This is a genomic window from Ensifer sp. NPDC090286 (assembly GCF_044769565.1).
GTDB lineage: Bacteria > Pseudomonadota > Alphaproteobacteria > Rhizobiales > Rhizobiaceae > Ensifer.
Genome location: NZ_JBIVYF010000007.1, coordinates 388,531 through 406,444 on the forward strand (window position 1 = coordinate 388,531; position 17,914 = coordinate 406,444).

Sequence of the window (17,914 nt, forward strand, 5' to 3'; positions counted from 1 at the left end):
AAAACAAACTTGAAGGATGCAGGGAGGAAGACGATGAGTGCGGAAACGGTGGAGAGCGGCGCCAGCGCGGCGCCACGCAAGGGCGTGAGCATTCTGTTCGGCCTCACCCTCCTAGGGTTGCTTCTGTTCCTGTGGATGCTGCTGGGCTTCGCGACCAACAGCTTCTGGACGCCCAACAACATCAGCAACCTGCTGCGCCAGGGGGCGATGACGGCGATCCTTGCGGTTGGCCAGACCTTCGTCATCATCACCGCCGGCATCGATCTGTCGGTCGGTGCCGTGGTAGGCTTTACCAGTGTCATCGTCGCATGGCTGCTGGCCGCCGGCGTTCCGCTCTGGATTGCCATCATCCTGACGCTCGCCTTCGGTGTGCTGATCGGCGCCTTCCATGCCTTCGGCATCGTACGCATGGGGCTGCCGCCCTTCATCATCACGCTGGCAACGCTCACGTCGCTCCGTGGCATCGGCCTCCTGATCACCAATGGCTCGACTATCTCGATCACCAATGAGGCCTTCACCAATTTCTCGCGGGCGGATTTCCTGGGCGTTCCGAGCCTGTTCTGGATGGTGATCGTGGTGGCGATCCCGGCCTATGTCTTCCTGCATTTGAGCCGTTTCGGCCGCTATCTCTTTGCTGTCGGCTCCAACAGCGAGGCGGCGCGCCTCTCCGGCGTCAACGTTCACCGCACGATCTATCTCGCCTATATCCTGTCGTCGACTTGCGCCGCCTTCGTCGGCCTGCTGCTTGCCTCGCGCATCGGCATCGGCAACGCCACTCAGGCGGAGGGCTGGGAGCTTCAGGCGATCGCCTCGTCGGTCATCGGCGGCACCAGCCTGTTCGGTGCGGTCGGCTCGGTACATGGGCCGCTGCTCGGCGCCTTCATCCTCGCGACGATCAACAACGGCGCCAACCTCTTGAACGTCAACTCGTTCTGGCAGCGCATCATTACCGGGGTACTGATCATCGTTATCGTCTATTTCGACCAATTGCGTCGCCGCAGCGCCCGCTAGGCGCTGCCGTATTCGAGAGAATTGCCATGAAAGCCGTGCTCTGCCCGCAACCCGGTCGGCTGGAGGTCGTCGACCGCACGCCAATCGAAACCGTGCCGGACGGTTGGGTCCGCCTCGCCGTCAGCCATGTCGGCATCTGCGGTACGGACTACCATATCTTCGCCGGCAAACATCCGTTCCTCGAATATCCGCGGGTCATGGGCCATGAGATTTCGGCGACGGTGATGGCCGGCGGGAAAGGGACGACGATGGCGCCCGGCACGCCGGTCGTGGTCAACCCCTATCTCGCCTGTGGTGCTTGCGTTGCCTGCCGCAAGGGCAAGCCCAATTGCTGCACGGCCATCAAGGTTCTCGGCGTCCACACCGACGGCGCGTTTTGCGAAGAGATCGTCGTGCCGGAGGGCAATCTTTATCCGGCGCAGGGCCTTTCGCCGGAGGCCGCCGCCACCGTCGAGTTCCTGGCGATCGGCGCCCACGCGGTCCGCCGTGCATCGACGGATGCGGGGTCACGGGCGCTTGTTATCGGTGCCGGACCGATCGGACTCGGCACCGCGATCTTTTCCCGCATCGCCGGCCATGACGTGGTGCTCGCCGATACCAGCGCCGAGCGGCTGGAGTTTGCCGCCCGCAAACTCGGCTTTGCCAAGGGCATCGTCGTGGATAGCGATACGGCGGCGCGCGTTGCCGCGGCGACGGATGGAGACGGTTTCGATGTCGTCTTCGACGCGACCGGGCATGGCGGCTCGATGCAGGCGGCCTTCGCCCACGTCGCCCACGGTGGCACCCTGGTCTTCGTCAGTGTCATCAAGGACGATATCCGCTTCTCCGATCCGGAGTTCCACAAGCGCGAGATGACGCTGGTCGGCAGCCGCAACGCGACCCGGCAGGATTTCGACCATGTCGTCGCATCGATCGCGTCCGGCCTGGTACCGGTGGAGGCGCTGATCACCCACCGCACCACGCTGGACGGCGCGGTTGCCGATCTGCCGCGATGGGCGGAGGAAAAGGCGGGCCTGGTGAAGGCTGTCATTCAAGTGGCGGCCGCTTGAGCGATGGCGGGTTTGCTGCATTGCCACAGGGATGCGCACCCCATCTTTGCTGCTGAGAGGCGCCAATTATCCCAGAAAAGGCCAGGCATTGCGGCTCGACGCACGAAAATAGCGGAAAACGGCCAGTTTCGAGCAAGCTCGTTTGCAAATCGTCAGGAATCCGGATTCATTCTGGCTTCAGGCCTTGTATCGAGGCGAGACGGGTATATTTGTTGCACTGCACAAGAAAAGTGGTAGTCTGGCAGCGATTGCGGACACCAAGACAAACAATCGCAAGCTTGCGTCCGACCGGGAGCGGCGTTGTCGTTGATTGAACCAAGGGGTACGCTTCCCATGTTCTACCAGCTCTATGAACTGAACCACGCAATGATGGCGCCGTGGCGCACGGCAGCCGACGCCATGCGGCTCGCGTTCAGCAATCCGATGAACCCCGTCTCGCACACCTATTTCGGTCGCGCCGCCGCAGCCGGTCTTGAAGTGTTCGAGCGCTCCACCCGCCGTTATGGCAAGCCTGAGTTCGGTCTTCCCGAGACGGTCGTCGATGGTCAATCGGCTTCGATTTACGAGCGCATCGTCTGGCGCGCGCCGTTCTGCAACCTCATTCATTTCGAGCGTGCCCTGCCCAAGGGCCGCGCGCCCGATCCGAAGGTGCTCATCGTCGCGCCGATGTCCGGCCACTATGCGACGCTGTTGCGCGGCACGGTGGAAGCCCTGCTGCCGCATTCCGACATCTATATCACCGATTGGATCGATGCCCGCATGGTGCCGCTCAGCGAAGGCACCTTCGATCTCGACGATTACATCGACTACGTCATCCAGATGCTGCATTTCCTCGGGCCTGACACCCATGTGATCGGCGTCTGTCAGCCCGCGGTGCCGGTGCTTGCTGCCGTCGCATTGATGGAAGCTGCCGATGATCCGCTGTCGCCGGCGACGATGACGCTGATGGGCGGACCGATCGACACCCGCATCAACCCGACCGGCGTCAACCAGCTCGCGGAAGAGCGTTCAATCGAATGGTTCCGTGACAATGTCATCATGCCGGTGCCGTGGCCGCAACCGGGTTTCATGCGCATGGTCTATCCGGGCTTCCTGCAGCTCTCCGGCTTCATGTCGATGAACCTCGACCGGCACCTGATCGCCCATAAGGAGTTCTTCGCCCACCTGGTGAAGAACGATGGCGACGCCGCCGAAAAGCACCGCGACTTCTACGACGAATATCTCGCCGTCATGGACCTGACGGCCGAATTCTACCTGCAGACGGTGCAGGTGGTGTTCATGCAGCATGCGCTTCCGAAGGGCGAGATGATGCATCGCGGCAAGCGCGTCGACACGACGGCGATCAAGAAGGTGGCGCTCCTGACGGTCGAAGGCGAGAACGACGATATCTCTGGCGTTGGCCAGACCCAGGCGGCGCAGACGATCTGCACCAACATCCCCGACCACATGCGCCTGCATTACATGCAGCCGGATGTCGGCCACTACGGCGTCTTCAACGGCTCGCGCTTCCGTCGCGAAATCGCGCCGCGCATCGTCGCTTTCCACCGCGAGCACGCGCGCCACGCGAAACCGGTGAAGCAGCTGATCAAGGGCGGCAAGTCGGCCTGATCTCGGCGGCGCGGCCGTTTTGACCGCGTAGAGTCAAGGGTTTGTCCGATTCCGGGGGAGGGCGTCTTGCAGAGCCAAGAGCGCCTTCCCACATCGTTTTCATCGGGCCGCATGGGCGGCCCGGATGATTGCGAGGAATCCTGAAGATGAACCAATCTGCAATGATCCGTCCGGATTGGACGCCCGCGACCATCGCCCTGATGGTGCTTGGCTTCGTGGTCTTCTGGCCGCTCGGCCTGGCCATGCTCGCCTACATTCTCTTTGGCGAAAAGCTCAAGACGTTCAAGAAAGACGCAAACGATACGGTGGATGGCATGTGCTCGGCTTTCAAGCGCGGCGGCCGCCGTTCCAACTGGACGCATCGCACCGGCAACGTCGCCTTCGACGACTGGCGCGAAGCTGAACTTACCCGTCTCGACGAGGAACGCCGCAAGCTCGACGAGATGCGCGAAGAATTCGACAGCTATGCGCGCGAGCTTCGCCGCGCCAAGGACCAGGAAGAGTTCGACCGCTTCATGCGCGACCGCAAGAACGGCGGCTCGGGCCCGATTGTCGAAGCCCACTGACCTGACGAAACCGCTTCCGGCGTTTCACATGAAACGCCGGATCACTTTTGGCATGCACCCCAACCTGTGAACTGTAGGCGAAAGCCCCGCGAATCGGTTAGAAAGCCTGCATGTTCCCTTCCTTCAAGCGGCGCATTCAACCTGCACCACCCGCAACGACGCGGCAGATCGAGGTCGCCGGCAAGTCCCTGCCGCTGACGATCAAGCAGAACGCGCGCGCGACGCGCATGACGCTGCGCATCGAGCCGGGCGGCCGGGCGCTGAAGATGACGGTGCCGCAGGGACTCTCCGAGCGAGAGGTCAACGCCTTCCTGACACGGCACCAGGGGTGGCTGATGACCAAGCTCGCCCGCTTCTCCGGCGAGAGCCAGATCGAGGAGGGCGGTTCCATTCTCATTCGCGGCATCGCCCACCGCATCGAGCGTACCGGCAAGATCCGCGGGCTCACGGAAGCGATCGTGATCGATGACGAACCGGTGCTGCGCGTCAGCGGCGGCGAGGAACACCTCAACCGGCGCATCGTCGATTTCCTGAAGAAGGAAGCCCGCCAGGATCTCGACCGGCTGGTGGCGATCTACACCGGCCGTATCGGCCGACGGGCAAAGTCGCTGTCGCTCAAGGACACGCGCAGCCGCTGGGGATCATGCTCGGCCGACGGGGCGTTGAGTTTCTCCTGGCGCATCGTCATGGCGCCGCCAAGGGTCATCGCCTATCTCGCGGCGCATGAAGTGGCGCATCTGCAGGAAATGAACCACGGCCCGAACTTCTGGGCGCTCTGCGGCAGATTGTGCCCCGATACGGAGGACGCCAAGCGCTGGCTCCGCCGCAACGGCACGATGCTTCACGCGATCGACTTCGATTGAATCCCGGAGGGCGATGAGCGGCTCGTTATGCGCGGTGGCGCAGCGCTTCGCGGATCTTCTCGTCGGTCTTGTATTGGCTGAGCGCATAGACCGACCAGATCGCCGCCGGAACCCAGCCGATCAGCGTCAGTTGCAGGATCAGGCAAATGAGGCCGGCAAAGGGGCGGCCGATGGTAAAAAACTGCAGCCAGGGCAGGATAAGCGCGAGCAACAGGCGCATCAGTCTCTCCGTTGTGGTAAAATGCATATGGTGAAAGCGCGCCTGCCGCGCAAGGGGCGCACACCCGGCGAAGGACGGGTGCAGGGGCGCTGAGTGACCGCTTTTGCGTCGGTTTTTGGCTCGACTCGCGCGGCATTTCATGCAAGGTCGCTTCTCATGAAAACCCAAGTGAAGATATGCGGGCTGAAGACCGCGGAAGCGGCGGAGCGTGCTGTCGCGCTCGGCGCATCCCATGTCGGCTTCATCTTTTTCCCGAAGAGCCCCAGGAACATCGAGCCCGACGATGCCGGCCGCATCGCCGACAGGATTCGCGGCCAGGCGAAGATCGTCGCCGTCACCGTCGATGCCGACAATGACGAGCTCGACGAAATCGTTTCGGCGCTCAACCCGGATATCCTGCAGCTTCATGGCAGCGAGGACGCGGATCGACTGCTGACGGTCAAGGCAATGTATGGCCTTCCCGTCATGAAGGCCTTTTCGGTGCGCGAAGCATCGGACCTTGAAAAGATCGATGCCTATATCGGCATCGCCGATCGCTTCCTCTTCGATGCCAAGCCGCCAAAAGGGTCCGAATTGCCCGGTGGCAACGGCGTTTCCTTTGACTGGAAGCTGCTCGATGCGCTTGACGGAAGCGTCGATTACATGCTTTCCGGTGGTCTTAACGCCGACAACATCGGCGAGGCCATGGCGCAGACCAGCGCGCGTGCCATCGATATCTCCTCCGGCGTCGAGAGCGCGCCGGGCGTCAAGGATCTGAAGCTCATGGAATCGTTTTTCAATGCCGTTCGCCAGGCGGAGGCGGGCATGCCACGGTCAGGGAGCAGGACGTGAACCAGGCGCCAAAGTTGAATTCCTTCCGGGGTGGCCCGGACGAGGACGGCCGTTTCGGTATCTTCGGCGGCCGCTTCGTGGCCGAAACTCTGATGCCGCTGATCCTCGACCTTCAGAACGAGTGGGACAACGCGAAGAACGATCCGGCCTTCAAGGCGGAGCTGGAGCATCTCGGCGCGCATTATATCGGCCGCCCGAGCCCGCTCTACTTCGCTGAGCGGCTGACGGCCGAGCTTGGCGGCGCCAAGATCTACTTCAAGCGCGAAGAGCTGAACCACACCGGTTCCCACAAGATCAACAACTGCATTGGCCAGATCCTGCTCGCCAAGCGCATGGGCAAGACGCGCATCATCGCTGAGACCGGCGCCGGCCAGCATGGCGTGGCTTCGGCAACCGTCGCCGCCCGCTTCGGCCTGCCCTGTGTCGTCTACATGGGCGCGACCGACGTCGAGCGCCAGGCGCCGAACGTTTTCCGCATGAAGCTCCTGGGCGCCGAGGTAAAGCCGGTAACCGCCGGCAGCGGCACGCTCAAGGATGCCATGAACGAGGCGCTGCGTGACTGGGTCACCAATGTCGACAACACCTACTACCTGATCGGCACGGCTGCTGGCCCGCATCCCTATCCGGAGATGGTCCGCGATTTCCAGGCCGTCATCGGCCAGGAAGCCAAGGAGCAGATGCTCGCTGCCGAAGGCCGGCTGCCGGATCTCGTCATTGCCGCCGTTGGCGGTGGCTCCAACGCGATCGGCATCTTCCACCCGTTCCTCGATGACGAGAGCGTCAAGATCGTCGGCGTCGAAGCCGGCGGCAAGGGCATCGAGGGCGACGAACATTGCGCCTCGATCACCGCCGGATCGCCCGGCGTGCTGCACGGCAACCGCACCTATCTGCTGCAGGACGGCGACGGACAGATCAAGGAAGGCCATTCGATTTCGGCCGGCCTCGATTATCCCGGTATCGGTCCGGAGCATGCCTGGCTCAACGATGTCGGCCGCGTCGAATACGTGCCGATCATGGACCACGAAGCGCTCGAAGCCTTCCAGACGCTGACCCGTCTCGAAGGCATCATCCCGGCGCTCGAGCCGTCGCATGCGCTTGCCGAGGTGATCAAGCGCGCGCCGAAGATGGGCAAGGACGAGATCATTCTGATGAACCTCTCCGGCCGTGGCGACAAGGACATCTTCACCGTCGGCAAGTTACTGGGAATGGGGCAGTAAGATCATGACCGCACGCATGGACAAGCGATTTGCCGATGTCGCGGCCGAAGGACGTCCGGTCCTCGTCACCTATTTCATGGGCGGCGATCCGGATTTCGAGACGTCGGTCTCGATCATGAAGGCGCTGCCGAAGGCCGGCGCCGACGTGATCGAACTCGGCATGCCGTTCTCTGACCCGATGGCCGACGGCCCGGCGATCCAGTTGGCTGGCCAGCGCTCGCTGAAGGGCGGCCAGACGCTTGAAAAGACGCTCGAAATCGCCCGCCGCTTCCGCGAGGACGACGAGCGCACGCCGATCGTGCTGATGGGTTATTACAATCCGATCTATATCTACGGCGTCGATCGCTTCCTGACGGATGCGCTTTCAGCCGGGATCGACGGCCTGATCGTCGTCGACCTGCCGCCGGAAATGGACGACGAGCTCTGCATCCCGGCGCTGGAAAAGGGCATCAACTTCATTCGCCTGGCGACGCCGACCACGGACGACCGTCGCCTGCCGAAGGTGCTCGAAAACACCTCCGGTTTCGTCTATTACGTGTCGATGAACGGTATCACCGGATCGGCTCTGCCCGATCCGTCGTTGATCGGTGGCGCCGTCGGGCGTATCAAGGCACACACCAATCTGCCCGTCTGCGTCGGTTTCGGCGTCAAGACGGCGGAACATGCAAGGGCCATCGGAGCATCTGCCGATGGTGTGGTCGTCGGTACGGCGATCGTCAACCAGATCGCGTCGAGCCTGACCGAAGAGGGCAAGGCGACCGATGCGACGGTTCCGGGTGTCGAAGCGCTGGTGAGAGGGCTCTCGGCAGGCGTGCGGTCCGCACGTCTCGCAGCAGCCGAATAATTGCCTATATTAGCGCGCACAACCCGAAGGAAATCTTCAGGAGTTACTAAGTGAACTGGATCACAAACTACGTTCGGCCGAAGATCAACTCGATGCTGGGCCGCCGGGAAGTTCCGGAAAATCTCTGGATCAAGTGCCCGGAAACCGGCGAGATGGTGTTCCACCGCGATCTCGAGGAAAACAAGTGGGTCATCCCGCAGTCCGGCTTCCACATGAAGATGCCGGCCAAGGCGCGGTTGAAGGACCTGTTCGACGGCGGCATTTTTGAAGCGTTTCCGCAGCCGAAGGTTGCCCAGGATCCGCTGAAGTTCCGCGATTCCAAGAAGTATTCGGACCGTCTGCGCGACAGCCGCGCCAAGACCGAACTGGAAGACACGATTGTCGCCGGTCTCGGCCGCGTGCAAGGTGTCAAGCTCGTCGCCGTCGTGCACGAATTCAACTTCATTGGCGGCTCGCTCGGCATGGCTGCCGGCGAGGCGATCATCAAGGCCTTCGAACGGGCAATTTCCGAGAAGTGCCCGCTGGTCATCTTCCCGGCTTCGGGCGGCGCGCGCATGCAGGAAGGCATCCTGTCGCTGATGCAGCTGCCGCGCACCACGGTTGCCGTCAACATGCTCAAGGAAGCCGGCCTTCCCTATATCGTCGTGCTCACCAACCCGACCACCGGTGGCGTTACCGCATCCTACGCGATGCTCGGCGACATCCACATGGCCGAGCCGGGAGCGGAAATCGGCTTTGCCGGCAAGCGCGTGATCGAGCAGACCCTGCGCGAGAAGCTGCCGGAAGGTTTCCAGACGTCGGAATACCTGCTGGAGCATGGCATGGTCGACATGGTCGTCAAGCGCCACGATCTGCCGTCGACGCTCGCCCGGGTCCTGAAGATCCTGATGAAGAAGCCGGCGGAAGCCTCGAAGCTCAACGGCGGCACGCAGCCGGCCGCCTTGCCGGTCGCTGCCAGCGCCTGAAGCGCTGCGTCGGCGGAACTGTATAGAACAAAATGATGCATCTCCGCGATTTCTATTGTGCGGAGATGCTGCAACTCAGGGCGTTACAGCGATCGGTAGAAGGCCTATAGGGCGCGCGCTGTAGCAGCCGAGCGTGTCGGGGCGGGGTTAAGAGATGGCAGCGGTGGAAGCCAGCGAAGCGGGCTACGAGATCGAAAAACTTCTCGCCCTTCACCCCAAGGGCTTCGACCTGTCGCTGGACAGGATCACCCGGCTTCTCGCAGCACTCGGCAATCCGCAGGACCGCCTGCCGCCGGTGATCCATGTCGCCGGTACCAACGGCAAGGGCTCGGCAACCGCGTTCTCTCGGGCGATCCTGGAAGCGGCCGGCCTCAGTGTTCACGTCCATACCTCGCCGCATCTCGTCAACTGGCACGAGCGCTATCGCCTGGGCGTCAAGGGCGGCAAGGGAAAGCTCGTCAGCGATCCCGTTCTCGCCGATGCCGTGCGCCGCGTTGCTGAAGCCAATGGCGGCGAGAAGATCACCGTCTTCGAGATCCTGACCGCCGTTACCTTCGTGCTCTTTGCCGAGCATCCGGCCGATGTCGCGATCATCGAGGTCGGCCTTGGCGGCCGTTTCGATGCGACCAACGTCATTGCCCGTCCGGCCGTTTCGGTCGTCATGCCGATCTCGCTCGACCACCAGGCCTATCTCGGTGATCGGGTGGAGCTGATTGCCGCCGAGAAGGCCGGTATCATGAAGCGTGGTTGCCCTGTGGTGATCGGCCAGCAGGAAGAAGAGGCCGCCCGGGATGTGCTGGTCTCGACCGCCGAGCGTCTCGGCTGCCCGATGTTCGTCTATGGCCAGGATTTCATGGCGCATGAGGAGTTCGGTCGCCTCGTCTATCAGGACGAAGGCGGGCTCGCCGACCTGCCGCTGCCGAAGCTGCCGGGCCGGCACCAGTATGCCAATGCTGCAGCGGCGATCCGCGCGGTGCGGGCGGCCGGCTTCGATGTTTCCGAAGCGGCGATCGAGCGTGGTCTCGCGGGCGTCGAGTGGCCCGGACGCCTGCAGCGGCTGACCAGTGGCAAACTCACGCATTACGGTCCGGTAGGCGCGGAAATCTGGGTCGATGGCGGCCACAATCCCGGCGCCGGCCAGGTGATCGCGGAGGCGATGGCGACCTTCGAGGAGCGCGAATCGCGACCCTTGTTCCTGATCATCGGCATGATCAACACCAAGGAGCCGATCGGCTACTTCCGCGCTTTCCTCGATCTCGCCGAACAGGTCTTCACCGTTCCGATCCGCGGCTCCGATGCTGGGCTTGATCCGGTGGCGCTTGCCAGCGACGCCGCATCGGTCGGCTTCGAGGCCTCCGCGGTCTCGTCCGTCGCCGAGGCGCTGACGATCATCTCCAATCTGGTCGACGAAGACCCGGCGCCGCCGCGCATCCTGATCGGCGGCTCGCTCTATCTGGTGGGCGACGTGCTTGCCGACAACGGCACGCCGCCGAAGTGATCAAGGTCTGGCTCAGCCAGACCGCTTCCAGATTGAAGACAAGAAAAAAGCCCGGCATGCCGGGCTTTTAATATTCTCAGCGGTGAATCCGCCTTATGCGACCGCCGTGGAGATCCACGAGGACAGAGCCGTCTTCGGAGCGGCGCCAACCTTGATGTCGGCCACTTCGCCGGCCTTGAACATGGCGAGCGTCGGGATCGAGCGAACGCCGTACTGGGCGGCCAGTTCCGGGTTTTCGTCGATGTTGAGCTTGGCAACCTTGACCTTGCCGGCGAGTTCGTTCGAGATTTCCTCGAGGCTCGGCGCGATCATCTTGCACGGGCCGCACCATTCAGCCCAGAAATCGACAACCACCGGCTCGGCGGAGTTCAGCACTTCCTGCTGAAAATTGGACGTATCGACCTTTACAGTAGCCATAGACTGCTCCTTGCGTTCGGAATCTCAGTATCCAGATGTTGTGTCTCATGTGAGAAGGCACCGCTGGATTTTCAATATCGGGTATCTCACTTTGTCGCGAGGTCTTCAAGGCTCCTGTCGAGCGCTTGATCGGGAACGACGTGGATTGCCGGCCCCTCGGTGAAGATCAACACGCATCGAAACGCATGCGCCGGATAAAGCGGCTGCAGGAGGGCGCGGTAGATTGCAAGCTGTGCCGTGTAAGCGAAGGGAATGTCGCCGGGCGATACCGGCACCTGCCGGTTGGTCTTGAAGTCGGCAATCGTCACGACGCCATCGCCGACGGCCAGCCGGTCGATCCGGCCGGAAACCGCATGCTCGCGCTTGCCGAGCGTCAGCGTGCCCATGACCGAAACCTCGGCCCGGCTGCTCGCCGAGAACACTGCGCCGAGGTCCGGATGGGCGAGCACCGTTTCGATGCTGGCGATCAGTGCGGCGCGCTGAGCCGGCGGCCAGCTGGGCACGGATCGTTCGAGATAGCGTTCGGCCGCGGCCCGGCGATCGTCTTCCGTCATCGAGGGCAGAACCTGCAGCAGACGGTGCAGGATGGCGCCCCGCAGCATCGAGAGATTTGCCGGCGCCTTTTCCGAGAAAAGAGCCGAGCCGACGAGCGCATCGCCGTCATCCTCGTCGACCGCAATGCCGACGCCGGAAGGGGTGAGCGGGCGCGGCAGCCGCTTTTGCGGCGGTAACGGCGTCGAAAGTGCCTTCGGCAGCGCGGTTGCGGGACGGCCGGAATCGGCCGAGAGCGCATCGCCGGAGGGCAGATCGCGCTCGAGCTGTTTGTCGCGCCAGGCATGGCCAGACCATTCTTCGCCGCCGGCATGGAAGCTGGTCGGGTGGCCGCGGCCGCTTTCATCTCCGGCAAGGCTCGCCTGAACCATGGCATGCCATGTATCGGCCACGGCCCGCTGGCCGCGATAACCGCAGACGATCAGGCGGTCGGCGGCGCGGGTCATGCCGACATAGAGCAGGCGACGATATTCCTCCTCTGCCAGCGTCTTCAAGCGCTCGCCGTCGGCGCTGATAAGCGAGTTCGATTCCGCGCCCGGCGCGCGCCACACCGGAAGCGGCAGGACGGTGCCATCCCTCTGGGCGAGTTCCAGAAAGCGGAGCGAGGGCACATGCTGGTTGCTGAACGCCGCCCCGCCACCATCGGCGAGGAAGACGACCGGCGCTTCCAGGCCCTTGGCTGCGTGCACCGTCATGATCCGGACTTCGTCGCGTTCCTTGTCCTGCTCGCGCTTGACCGTCGGTGCTTCCATTTCCAGCGTCGAGACGAAGGCCTGCAGGCCGGGCAGGCCGCTTCGCTCCTGGTCGAGCGCGAAGGTCAGGAACTCGTCGAGAATGTCGCTGACCTCGGTGCCGAGACGCGCGAGAAAGGCGGCGCGGCCGCCATGCACGCCGAGGACGCGGGCATAGAAGTCGTGCGGCGCCAACTGGCTTGCGAGCGCCATGTAGGATTTCAGCGTTCGCGACGTCTGGTGAAACAGGATGCCGTCATCGGCTTCGTGCTGCAGCCGCTGCCAGAGGCTTTCGCCCTCGCCGCGCCGCGCCGCGAGTTCGAACAGCGCGTCCTCGCCGAGGTTGAACAGCGGGCTCTTCATCAGCGCGGCCAGCGACAGGTCGTCCTGCGGCAAAAGCACGAACCGCCCAAGGGCGAGCAGGTCCTGCACGGCAATATGCTTGGTGAGCACCAACCGGTCGGCGCCGGCGACGGGGATGTTGTTGCGGCGCTTGAGCGCTCTCGTCAGCGCGTTGACAAAGGCGTCGCGTTTGCGAACCAGCACGATGACGTCGCCCGGACGCATCGGCCGGCGAACACCCTTCTCGACGATCGTCTCCTTGCCGATCCAGCTTTCCAGCGTGGCCGCGATCCGCCGGGCGAGGATATTGACCGGCGCGCTCTCCGGTGTCGCGTCGAAGGCGGCGGTCCATTCCTCGTCCGTATCCACCGGTTCGGCGGCGATCACGTCCCAGATGTCGACGGCGCCGGGATGGCCGATGCGGTTCGAAGCATGCACCACCGGCTCGCTGCGGGCGCTGAGGCCCCGCGCATGCGCCGGATTGGCAAAGACGGCGTCGACGGCCGAAAGCACGTCGACGGTCGAGCGGAAGGAAAGCTGCAGGCGGATCGGCTCGAAAGCCTTGCCGCCGTCGCGCACCCTGCGCTCGGTTTCCTGGCTCTCGCGCGAAAACCGCTCCGGACGCGCACCCTGGAACGAGTAGATCGACTGTTTCTCGTCACCGACGGCAAACATCGTGCGGGCGGCACCGCGTGCGCTCTCGCCCGAGAAGAAATCCGAAGCCAGTGCTTGGATGATCGTCCACTGCGCCGGGCTGGTGTCCTGCGCCTCGTCGACGAGGATATGGTCGATGCCCTGATCGAGCTTATAGTGCACCCAGGCGCTGACATCGCCGCGGGCAAAGAGCGCTGCCGTCCGGTTGATCAGATCTTCGAAATCGAGCTGGCTGCGCCGCCGCTTCAGTTCCTCATAGTCGGCATTCAGCCGCTCGGCGAGCGTCAGCGCCGCCAGCGTCGCCTCGAACATGCGGAGGATGCTGATGTGATCGATGCAGGCGACGACATGGCGATGCGCCTCGTCCAAGAGGTCAATGAGATCGGGGGCAGCCTGCTGCATCGCCTTGTTGAGGAAGGCGGATTGCGCCCGCGGCTTGCCGGTGCCGGTGAAGAACAGATGACGCAGGCCGTCATAGCGCGCGCTGAGGTCCGTCATCTTCGAAACGGTCCGCAGTCCCTCCGCGAAGTCGAGCACCTTCGTGCCGCCGACGCTGGCGGCGAGCGAGAAGTACCGCTCAAGGGCCGCGCCGTTCAGACCCGCCAAGGGCCAGATCGTCGCCATGGCGCTGTCGACGCTTTCCCCCGGGACTAGCTTCAGCGCCCGGCGCAGCTCGGCCTCGGTGCCGCCGAGCCCGTCGGCATGTTCGAGAAAGACCTGGATCGCGGTTCGGTTTTCGACGATTGCGGCCAGAAGTTTTTCCAGGCCGGTATCGTCGGCGATGTCGAGCACGGTGGCAAAGGCGTGGGCAAGCGCCGGATCGTCCTTGGCCGCGGTCGCGGTCAGCAGCAGCCGGCGCGCATCGGCCAGCAGAACCGCAGCCGCGCGATCGTCGAGAACTGAGAAATGGCCGGCGACGTTGGCCTCCAGCGGGAACTGGTGCAGCAGCGCCTCGCAAAAGGCGTGGATCGTCTGGATCTTCAGGCCGCCCGGGGTCTCCAGCGCGCGGGCAAACAGGCGGCGCGCCTCCTGCAGCTTCAAACGCCCGGGCCGTTCGCCCTCGATCGCCTCGATCCGCTTTTCCAGCGTCGCGTCGTCGAGCGTTACCCATTCGGCCAGCCGTTCGAAGACGCGGTTCGACATTTCGGACGCCGCCGCCTTGGTATAGGTGAGGCACAGGATCGCCGATGGGCGGCAGCCGGCAAGCAGCAGCCGGATCACCCGCTGGGTCAGCACATGGGTCTTGCCGGAGCCGGCATTGGCCGACACCCAGGCGGAGCGGTCCGGGTCCGAAGCCAGCGACTGCCGGCGCGAGGTCCAGTCGAGCCAGCCCTGAGGCGTCGCCTGCTCGGGGCCGAGGCTGTCATCCCTCATCGCCATCCTCCTCTTCGCTGTCGGCCGTCGACCATTCGGCTACGCGCGCCAAATGGTCGTATTCGCCGCCGTAATCGCGCTCTTTCTGAACAATCACGCGCGAGGCAAAGCCATGTTTTCCGGAGAGCAGCGCAGCCAGCAGCTTCCTGAGTTCGGCAAGCGACTCGTCCGCAAGCTGATCGGCGGACTTCGTCTCCTTCGACTTGCTGCCTTCGTTGTTGACCGCCTCCGATTTGAAGCGTGCGCCGGGCTTGAGCCGGACATAGAGCAGTGACTGCGGGTGGCTGGGCGGCATGTCCTTGAAGGCGCCTGCCTTGAGCGCGGCCGCTTCCAGCGCCAGCTGCGGGTCGAGCAGCACGCGCGCTTCCTTGGTCGATGGGCTGGAGCCGGTCTTGTAGTCGATGATCTCGACGCTGCCGTCGGTCAGCGTGTCGAGCCGGTCGGCAATGCCGGTCAGCCGCATGTCGGCGACGCCGAGTTCCATCGATGCCGCGACTTCGGTGCGCGATCGGCGGATGAAGCGTGCGCGCTCGCGCTCCCATTTGATGAAGGCCAGACCGACGGCCGCGAAGCGTGGGCGCCAGATCGTGTCGATATGGGTGGGCAGTCGCGCCTCGTTAAAAGCCTCGTTCAGCAGCCGGTGCATGATTTCTTCGGCCGACGGCGACATCAGATCGACGCCGGAGCGCACGAAACGTTCGACGATCTGGTGGTAGAGCGTGCCGCGCTCGGCCGGGCCGGGGTCGCTGTTGAATGGCAGCAGCGGGTGCAGCCGAAGAATGCGTCGCGCATAGATCGCATAGGGGTCGCGCCGCAGTCGCGACACTTCGCTGAAGGAGTATTTGCGCGGCTGCAGGTCGGCCGGTGGCTTGGGGGCAGGGCGCTCGGCCAGCGGCTGGCGGCCGCCATCGTCCAGCATGCGGGCCCAGGCGAGATAGTCGGCGCCATTGGCGTGCAGCACTTGCGTCAGCCGCTCGCCGCCGAGCGCCAGCAGTCGCTGCAGCCAGCGCGAGGCGACGGTCGGTGCTGCGCCCTGGCGCATCGAGCGAGTGAAGATCAGCCTCCGTGTGCCGCAGGCCATCTGGAAGTCATGCGCAAGCTGGCCGATCCGTCGTTCCGGCGGCTCGAGACCGATGCCGGTCTTCATGGTGCGCGACAGGAAGGGATCGTTGGCGGTCTGGCCCGGCCAGTTGCCCTCGTTCAGGCCGCCGAGAACCACCAGGTCCATGCTCTGCAGGCGCGATTCCAGCGCGCCGAAGATGAACACCCGCGGATGGCGCATGGAGCGCGGTTTGACCGAGGCGCTGGCCGACAGTGCCTCGACAACATCGCACCATTGCGGCCCGTCCGCAGTCATCTGGCCGTCGGTTTCGATGATGCCGCGAAGGAGGGTTGCGAGCGTATCGGCGGCCTCGCCGGACCAGAGTCCGCCGAGGTCGCCGCGCTCATCGGCGCAGGCCGCTTCCAGGGCCTCGCCGGTGCGCATCGCCCAGTCGGCAAAGCTGAACTCGTCCGAGAACACGCGGCTGCCGTCCCGGCTGCGCGTCAGCGCGGAGGCAAGCGGTGCGACCGCGAGACTGATCTTCGCCGCCACGTCGCGGGCGGCCTGAAGCGCGTCATCACCGATGCCGATGCGCCATTCCGGCGGGTGGCGATCGGCCTTGTGCTGGACGATCGCCGCGTCGAGCACAGCTTCGAGGGCCAGCAGATCGACTGTCGCGGTGCTGCCGCGCAGTGCCATGCGTTCCAGCGCGTCGGCGCCTTCGCGCATCCTGTCGCGGGCAAGCCCGAAGCGGGCCAGCGGATGCTTGAGCAACGCGACGAACGGCACGGGATCGCCGGGGCGCAGGCAGGCTTCCAGCAGCAGCCGGAGCAGGCTGCCCTGTGGCGTCGCGGTGAGAGGCGTGCCGGCGGAATCGTCGGCCTCGATGCCGAAGCGGGCAAGCTCGGCGCCGACCCGCCGTGCGAGATTGCGGTCCGGCGTGATCAGCGCCGCCTGGCTCTCGTCGCTGCCTTCGAGCGCGAGCCGCAAGGCGACCGCGATTGCGGCCGCTTCCTCGCGCTCGTTGGCGGTTTCGATGAGCGCTGCATCCTCGAAAGCCCTCTGCAGCAACGCCGGATCCAGTTCGCTGCGCATCTCGGTCCAGGCATTAGTCGCCTTGGCCGGCAGAAGTGCGTGCGACAGGATCTCGGCGCGGAAGTCGAGATCGACCTCGGCGCTGGCCAAGGTGACTACGTCGGGCCGCAGAACGGCCATGCGCTTCAGCAGCCGGTAGAAGCCGTATTGCGGGTGGCTGCGGCTTGCCGGGTCCGGCCTGCCGTCAAGGGCGGCATCAGTGACGATCATGTCCCATTCGGCCTCGCTCATCGTCTGGTCGAGGCCAGGCAGTACGATCGTGCCATTGGGCAGCTTCTGCACGGCGGCAATAAGTGCAGCCGTTGCGGGAATGGAGCCGGTCGAGCCGGCAATGATGATCGGTCCCTCGAGCTTGCCGTCGGCGATGCGCTGCGTCTCGGCCTGCAGGATGGCGTTGCGGTGGCGCGCGGGCGAGGATTGTTTCAGCTCCTCGAGCCGCTCCGGCCAGTAGCTACGGGCGATCTTCAGGAATTCGAGCGTCAGCTGCCACCAGAGCGCATGTTCGCCTGCATCGAGTTTGTCGAGCTTGTCCCAGTTGAGCTCTTCCGTTTCCATCGCGTCGACGAGGTCGGCAAGGTTGCGCGCAAGCCAGATCGCATCGGCGGGACTTGCCGGCGCAATCAGCGGGCTCTCCGCATGGATGTCGAGCACCACCTTCGGCAGCCGATTGCGCCAGGCGAGGATCAGCCGGCCAAGCTCGATCAGGCGTGCGGTGCCGGGAAGGGGCGGAGCCAGATCGAGGATCGCCGGTACCTCGGCATCGAAGAAGCCGCTGTCGTCTTCGGTCTCGCCGAGCGCCTTGATGGTGGGCAGGATGGTGGAGCGGCCGCCGAGCAGGTCGACGAACTCGGACCGGAGCACGCGGGCCGAGCGCCGCGTCGGCACGAAGATCGTTACCCCCGCGAGCGGCAGGGGATCGGCCGGGTCGTAGCGGAAGTCCGGGGTCAGGCTACCGTCACAAAGCTTTTCGGCGAGCGTCTTCAGGAAGGGGAGACCGGGCGGGATCGTGAAGACGTTGGACCGGCGGCCACGCAC

The 17,914-nt window shown here is 64.3% G+C and carries 14 protein-coding genes; 10 read left to right on the forward strand and 4 right to left on the reverse strand.

Annotated features, from left to right (window positions below):
- Positions 1–33 precede the first annotated feature (33 nt).
- The 5 genes from ACIQUG_RS30700 to ACIQUG_RS30720 all read left to right on the forward strand — a co-directional run bounded on the left by ACIQUG_RS30700 (position 34) and on the right by ACIQUG_RS30720 (position 5,097).
- Entirely contained in the window at positions 34–1,011 is a 978-nt protein-coding gene (locus ACIQUG_RS30700; protein WP_192451499.1) for an ABC transporter permease, read from the forward strand.
- Positions 1,012–1,037: 26 nt separating this feature from the next.
- Positions 1,038–2,060 (forward strand): zinc-binding alcohol dehydrogenase family protein, encoded by a 1,023-nt coding sequence (locus ACIQUG_RS30705; protein WP_402326018.1) that lies wholly within the window; start codon positions 1,038–1,040, stop codon positions 2,058–2,060.
- 333 nt (positions 2,061–2,393) lie between these two features.
- Complete coding sequence (gene phaZ / locus ACIQUG_RS30710; protein ID WP_043624289.1) at positions 2,394–3,668, forward strand: polyhydroxyalkanoate depolymerase; 1,275 nt, start codon at positions 2,394–2,396, stop codon at positions 3,666–3,668.
- A gap of 146 nt (positions 3,669–3,814) precedes the next feature.
- Positions 3,815–4,234 carry a DUF2852 domain-containing protein gene (locus tag ACIQUG_RS30715; RefSeq protein WP_043624293.1) on the forward strand — a complete coding sequence of 140 codons (420 nt, stop codon included), beginning with the start codon at positions 3,815–3,817 and terminating at the stop codon, positions 4,232–4,234.
- A gap of 110 nt (positions 4,235–4,344) precedes the next feature.
- Complete coding sequence (locus ACIQUG_RS30720) at positions 4,345–5,097, forward strand: M48 family metallopeptidase (RefSeq protein ID WP_402326019.1); 753 nt, start codon at positions 4,345–4,347, stop codon at positions 5,095–5,097.
- Positions 5,098–5,122: 25 nt separating this feature from the next.
- Here ACIQUG_RS30720 and ACIQUG_RS30725 read toward each other — a convergent pair whose 3' ends face one another.
- Positions 5,123–5,317, reverse strand: coding sequence for a YqaE/Pmp3 family membrane protein (locus tag ACIQUG_RS30725; protein WP_034801662.1), 195 nt, complete (start codon positions 5,315–5,317; stop codon positions 5,123–5,125).
- 156 nt (positions 5,318–5,473) lie between these two features.
- Between ACIQUG_RS30725 and ACIQUG_RS30730 the strand changes: the two genes are divergently transcribed.
- The 5 genes from ACIQUG_RS30730 to ACIQUG_RS30750 all read left to right on the forward strand — a co-directional run bounded on the left by ACIQUG_RS30730 (position 5,474) and on the right by ACIQUG_RS30750 (position 10,672).
- Complete coding sequence (locus tag ACIQUG_RS30730) at positions 5,474–6,148, forward strand: phosphoribosylanthranilate isomerase (protein WP_402326020.1); 675 nt, start codon at positions 5,474–5,476, stop codon at positions 6,146–6,148.
- Entirely contained in the window at positions 6,145–7,365 is a 1,221-nt protein-coding gene (gene trpB / locus ACIQUG_RS30735; protein ID WP_034801666.1) for a tryptophan synthase subunit beta, read from the forward strand. The genes ACIQUG_RS30730 and trpB overlap by 4 nt, the downstream gene beginning before the upstream one ends.
- A 4-nt stretch (positions 7,366–7,369) precedes the next feature.
- A complete protein-coding gene (trpA, locus tag ACIQUG_RS30740; protein WP_192451504.1) occupies positions 7,370–8,209 on the forward strand; it encodes a tryptophan synthase subunit alpha in 840 nt (279 codons plus the stop codon).
- 50 nt (positions 8,210–8,259) lie between these two features.
- Positions 8,260–9,174 (forward strand): acetyl-CoA carboxylase, carboxyltransferase subunit beta, encoded by a 915-nt coding sequence (gene accD / locus ACIQUG_RS30745; RefSeq protein ID WP_043624309.1) that lies wholly within the window; start codon positions 8,260–8,262, stop codon positions 9,172–9,174.
- Positions 9,175–9,328: 154 nt separating this feature from the next.
- Positions 9,329–10,672, forward strand: a complete 1,344-nt coding sequence (locus ACIQUG_RS30750) for a folylpolyglutamate synthase/dihydrofolate synthase family protein (RefSeq protein WP_043624311.1) — start codon at positions 9,329–9,331, stop codon at positions 10,670–10,672.
- Positions 10,673–10,765: 93 nt separating this feature from the next.
- Here ACIQUG_RS30750 and trxA read toward each other — a convergent pair whose 3' ends face one another.
- The 3 genes from trxA to addB all read right to left on the reverse strand — a co-directional run bounded on the left by trxA (position 10,766) and on the right by addB (position 17,914).
- On the reverse strand, positions 10,766–11,089 hold the full coding sequence (gene trxA / locus ACIQUG_RS30755; protein ID WP_034801674.1) for a thioredoxin: 324 nt from the start codon (positions 11,087–11,089) through the stop codon (positions 10,766–10,768).
- Positions 11,090–11,175: 86 nt separating this feature from the next.
- Complete coding sequence (gene addA / locus ACIQUG_RS30760) at positions 11,176–14,742, reverse strand: double-strand break repair helicase AddA (RefSeq protein WP_402326022.1); 3,567 nt, start codon at positions 14,740–14,742, stop codon at positions 11,176–11,178.
- Positions 14,732–17,914 (reverse strand): double-strand break repair protein AddB, encoded by a 3,183-nt coding sequence (addB, locus tag ACIQUG_RS30765; RefSeq protein ID WP_402326023.1) that lies wholly within the window; start codon positions 17,912–17,914, stop codon positions 14,732–14,734. The genes addA and addB overlap by 11 nt, the downstream gene beginning before the upstream one ends.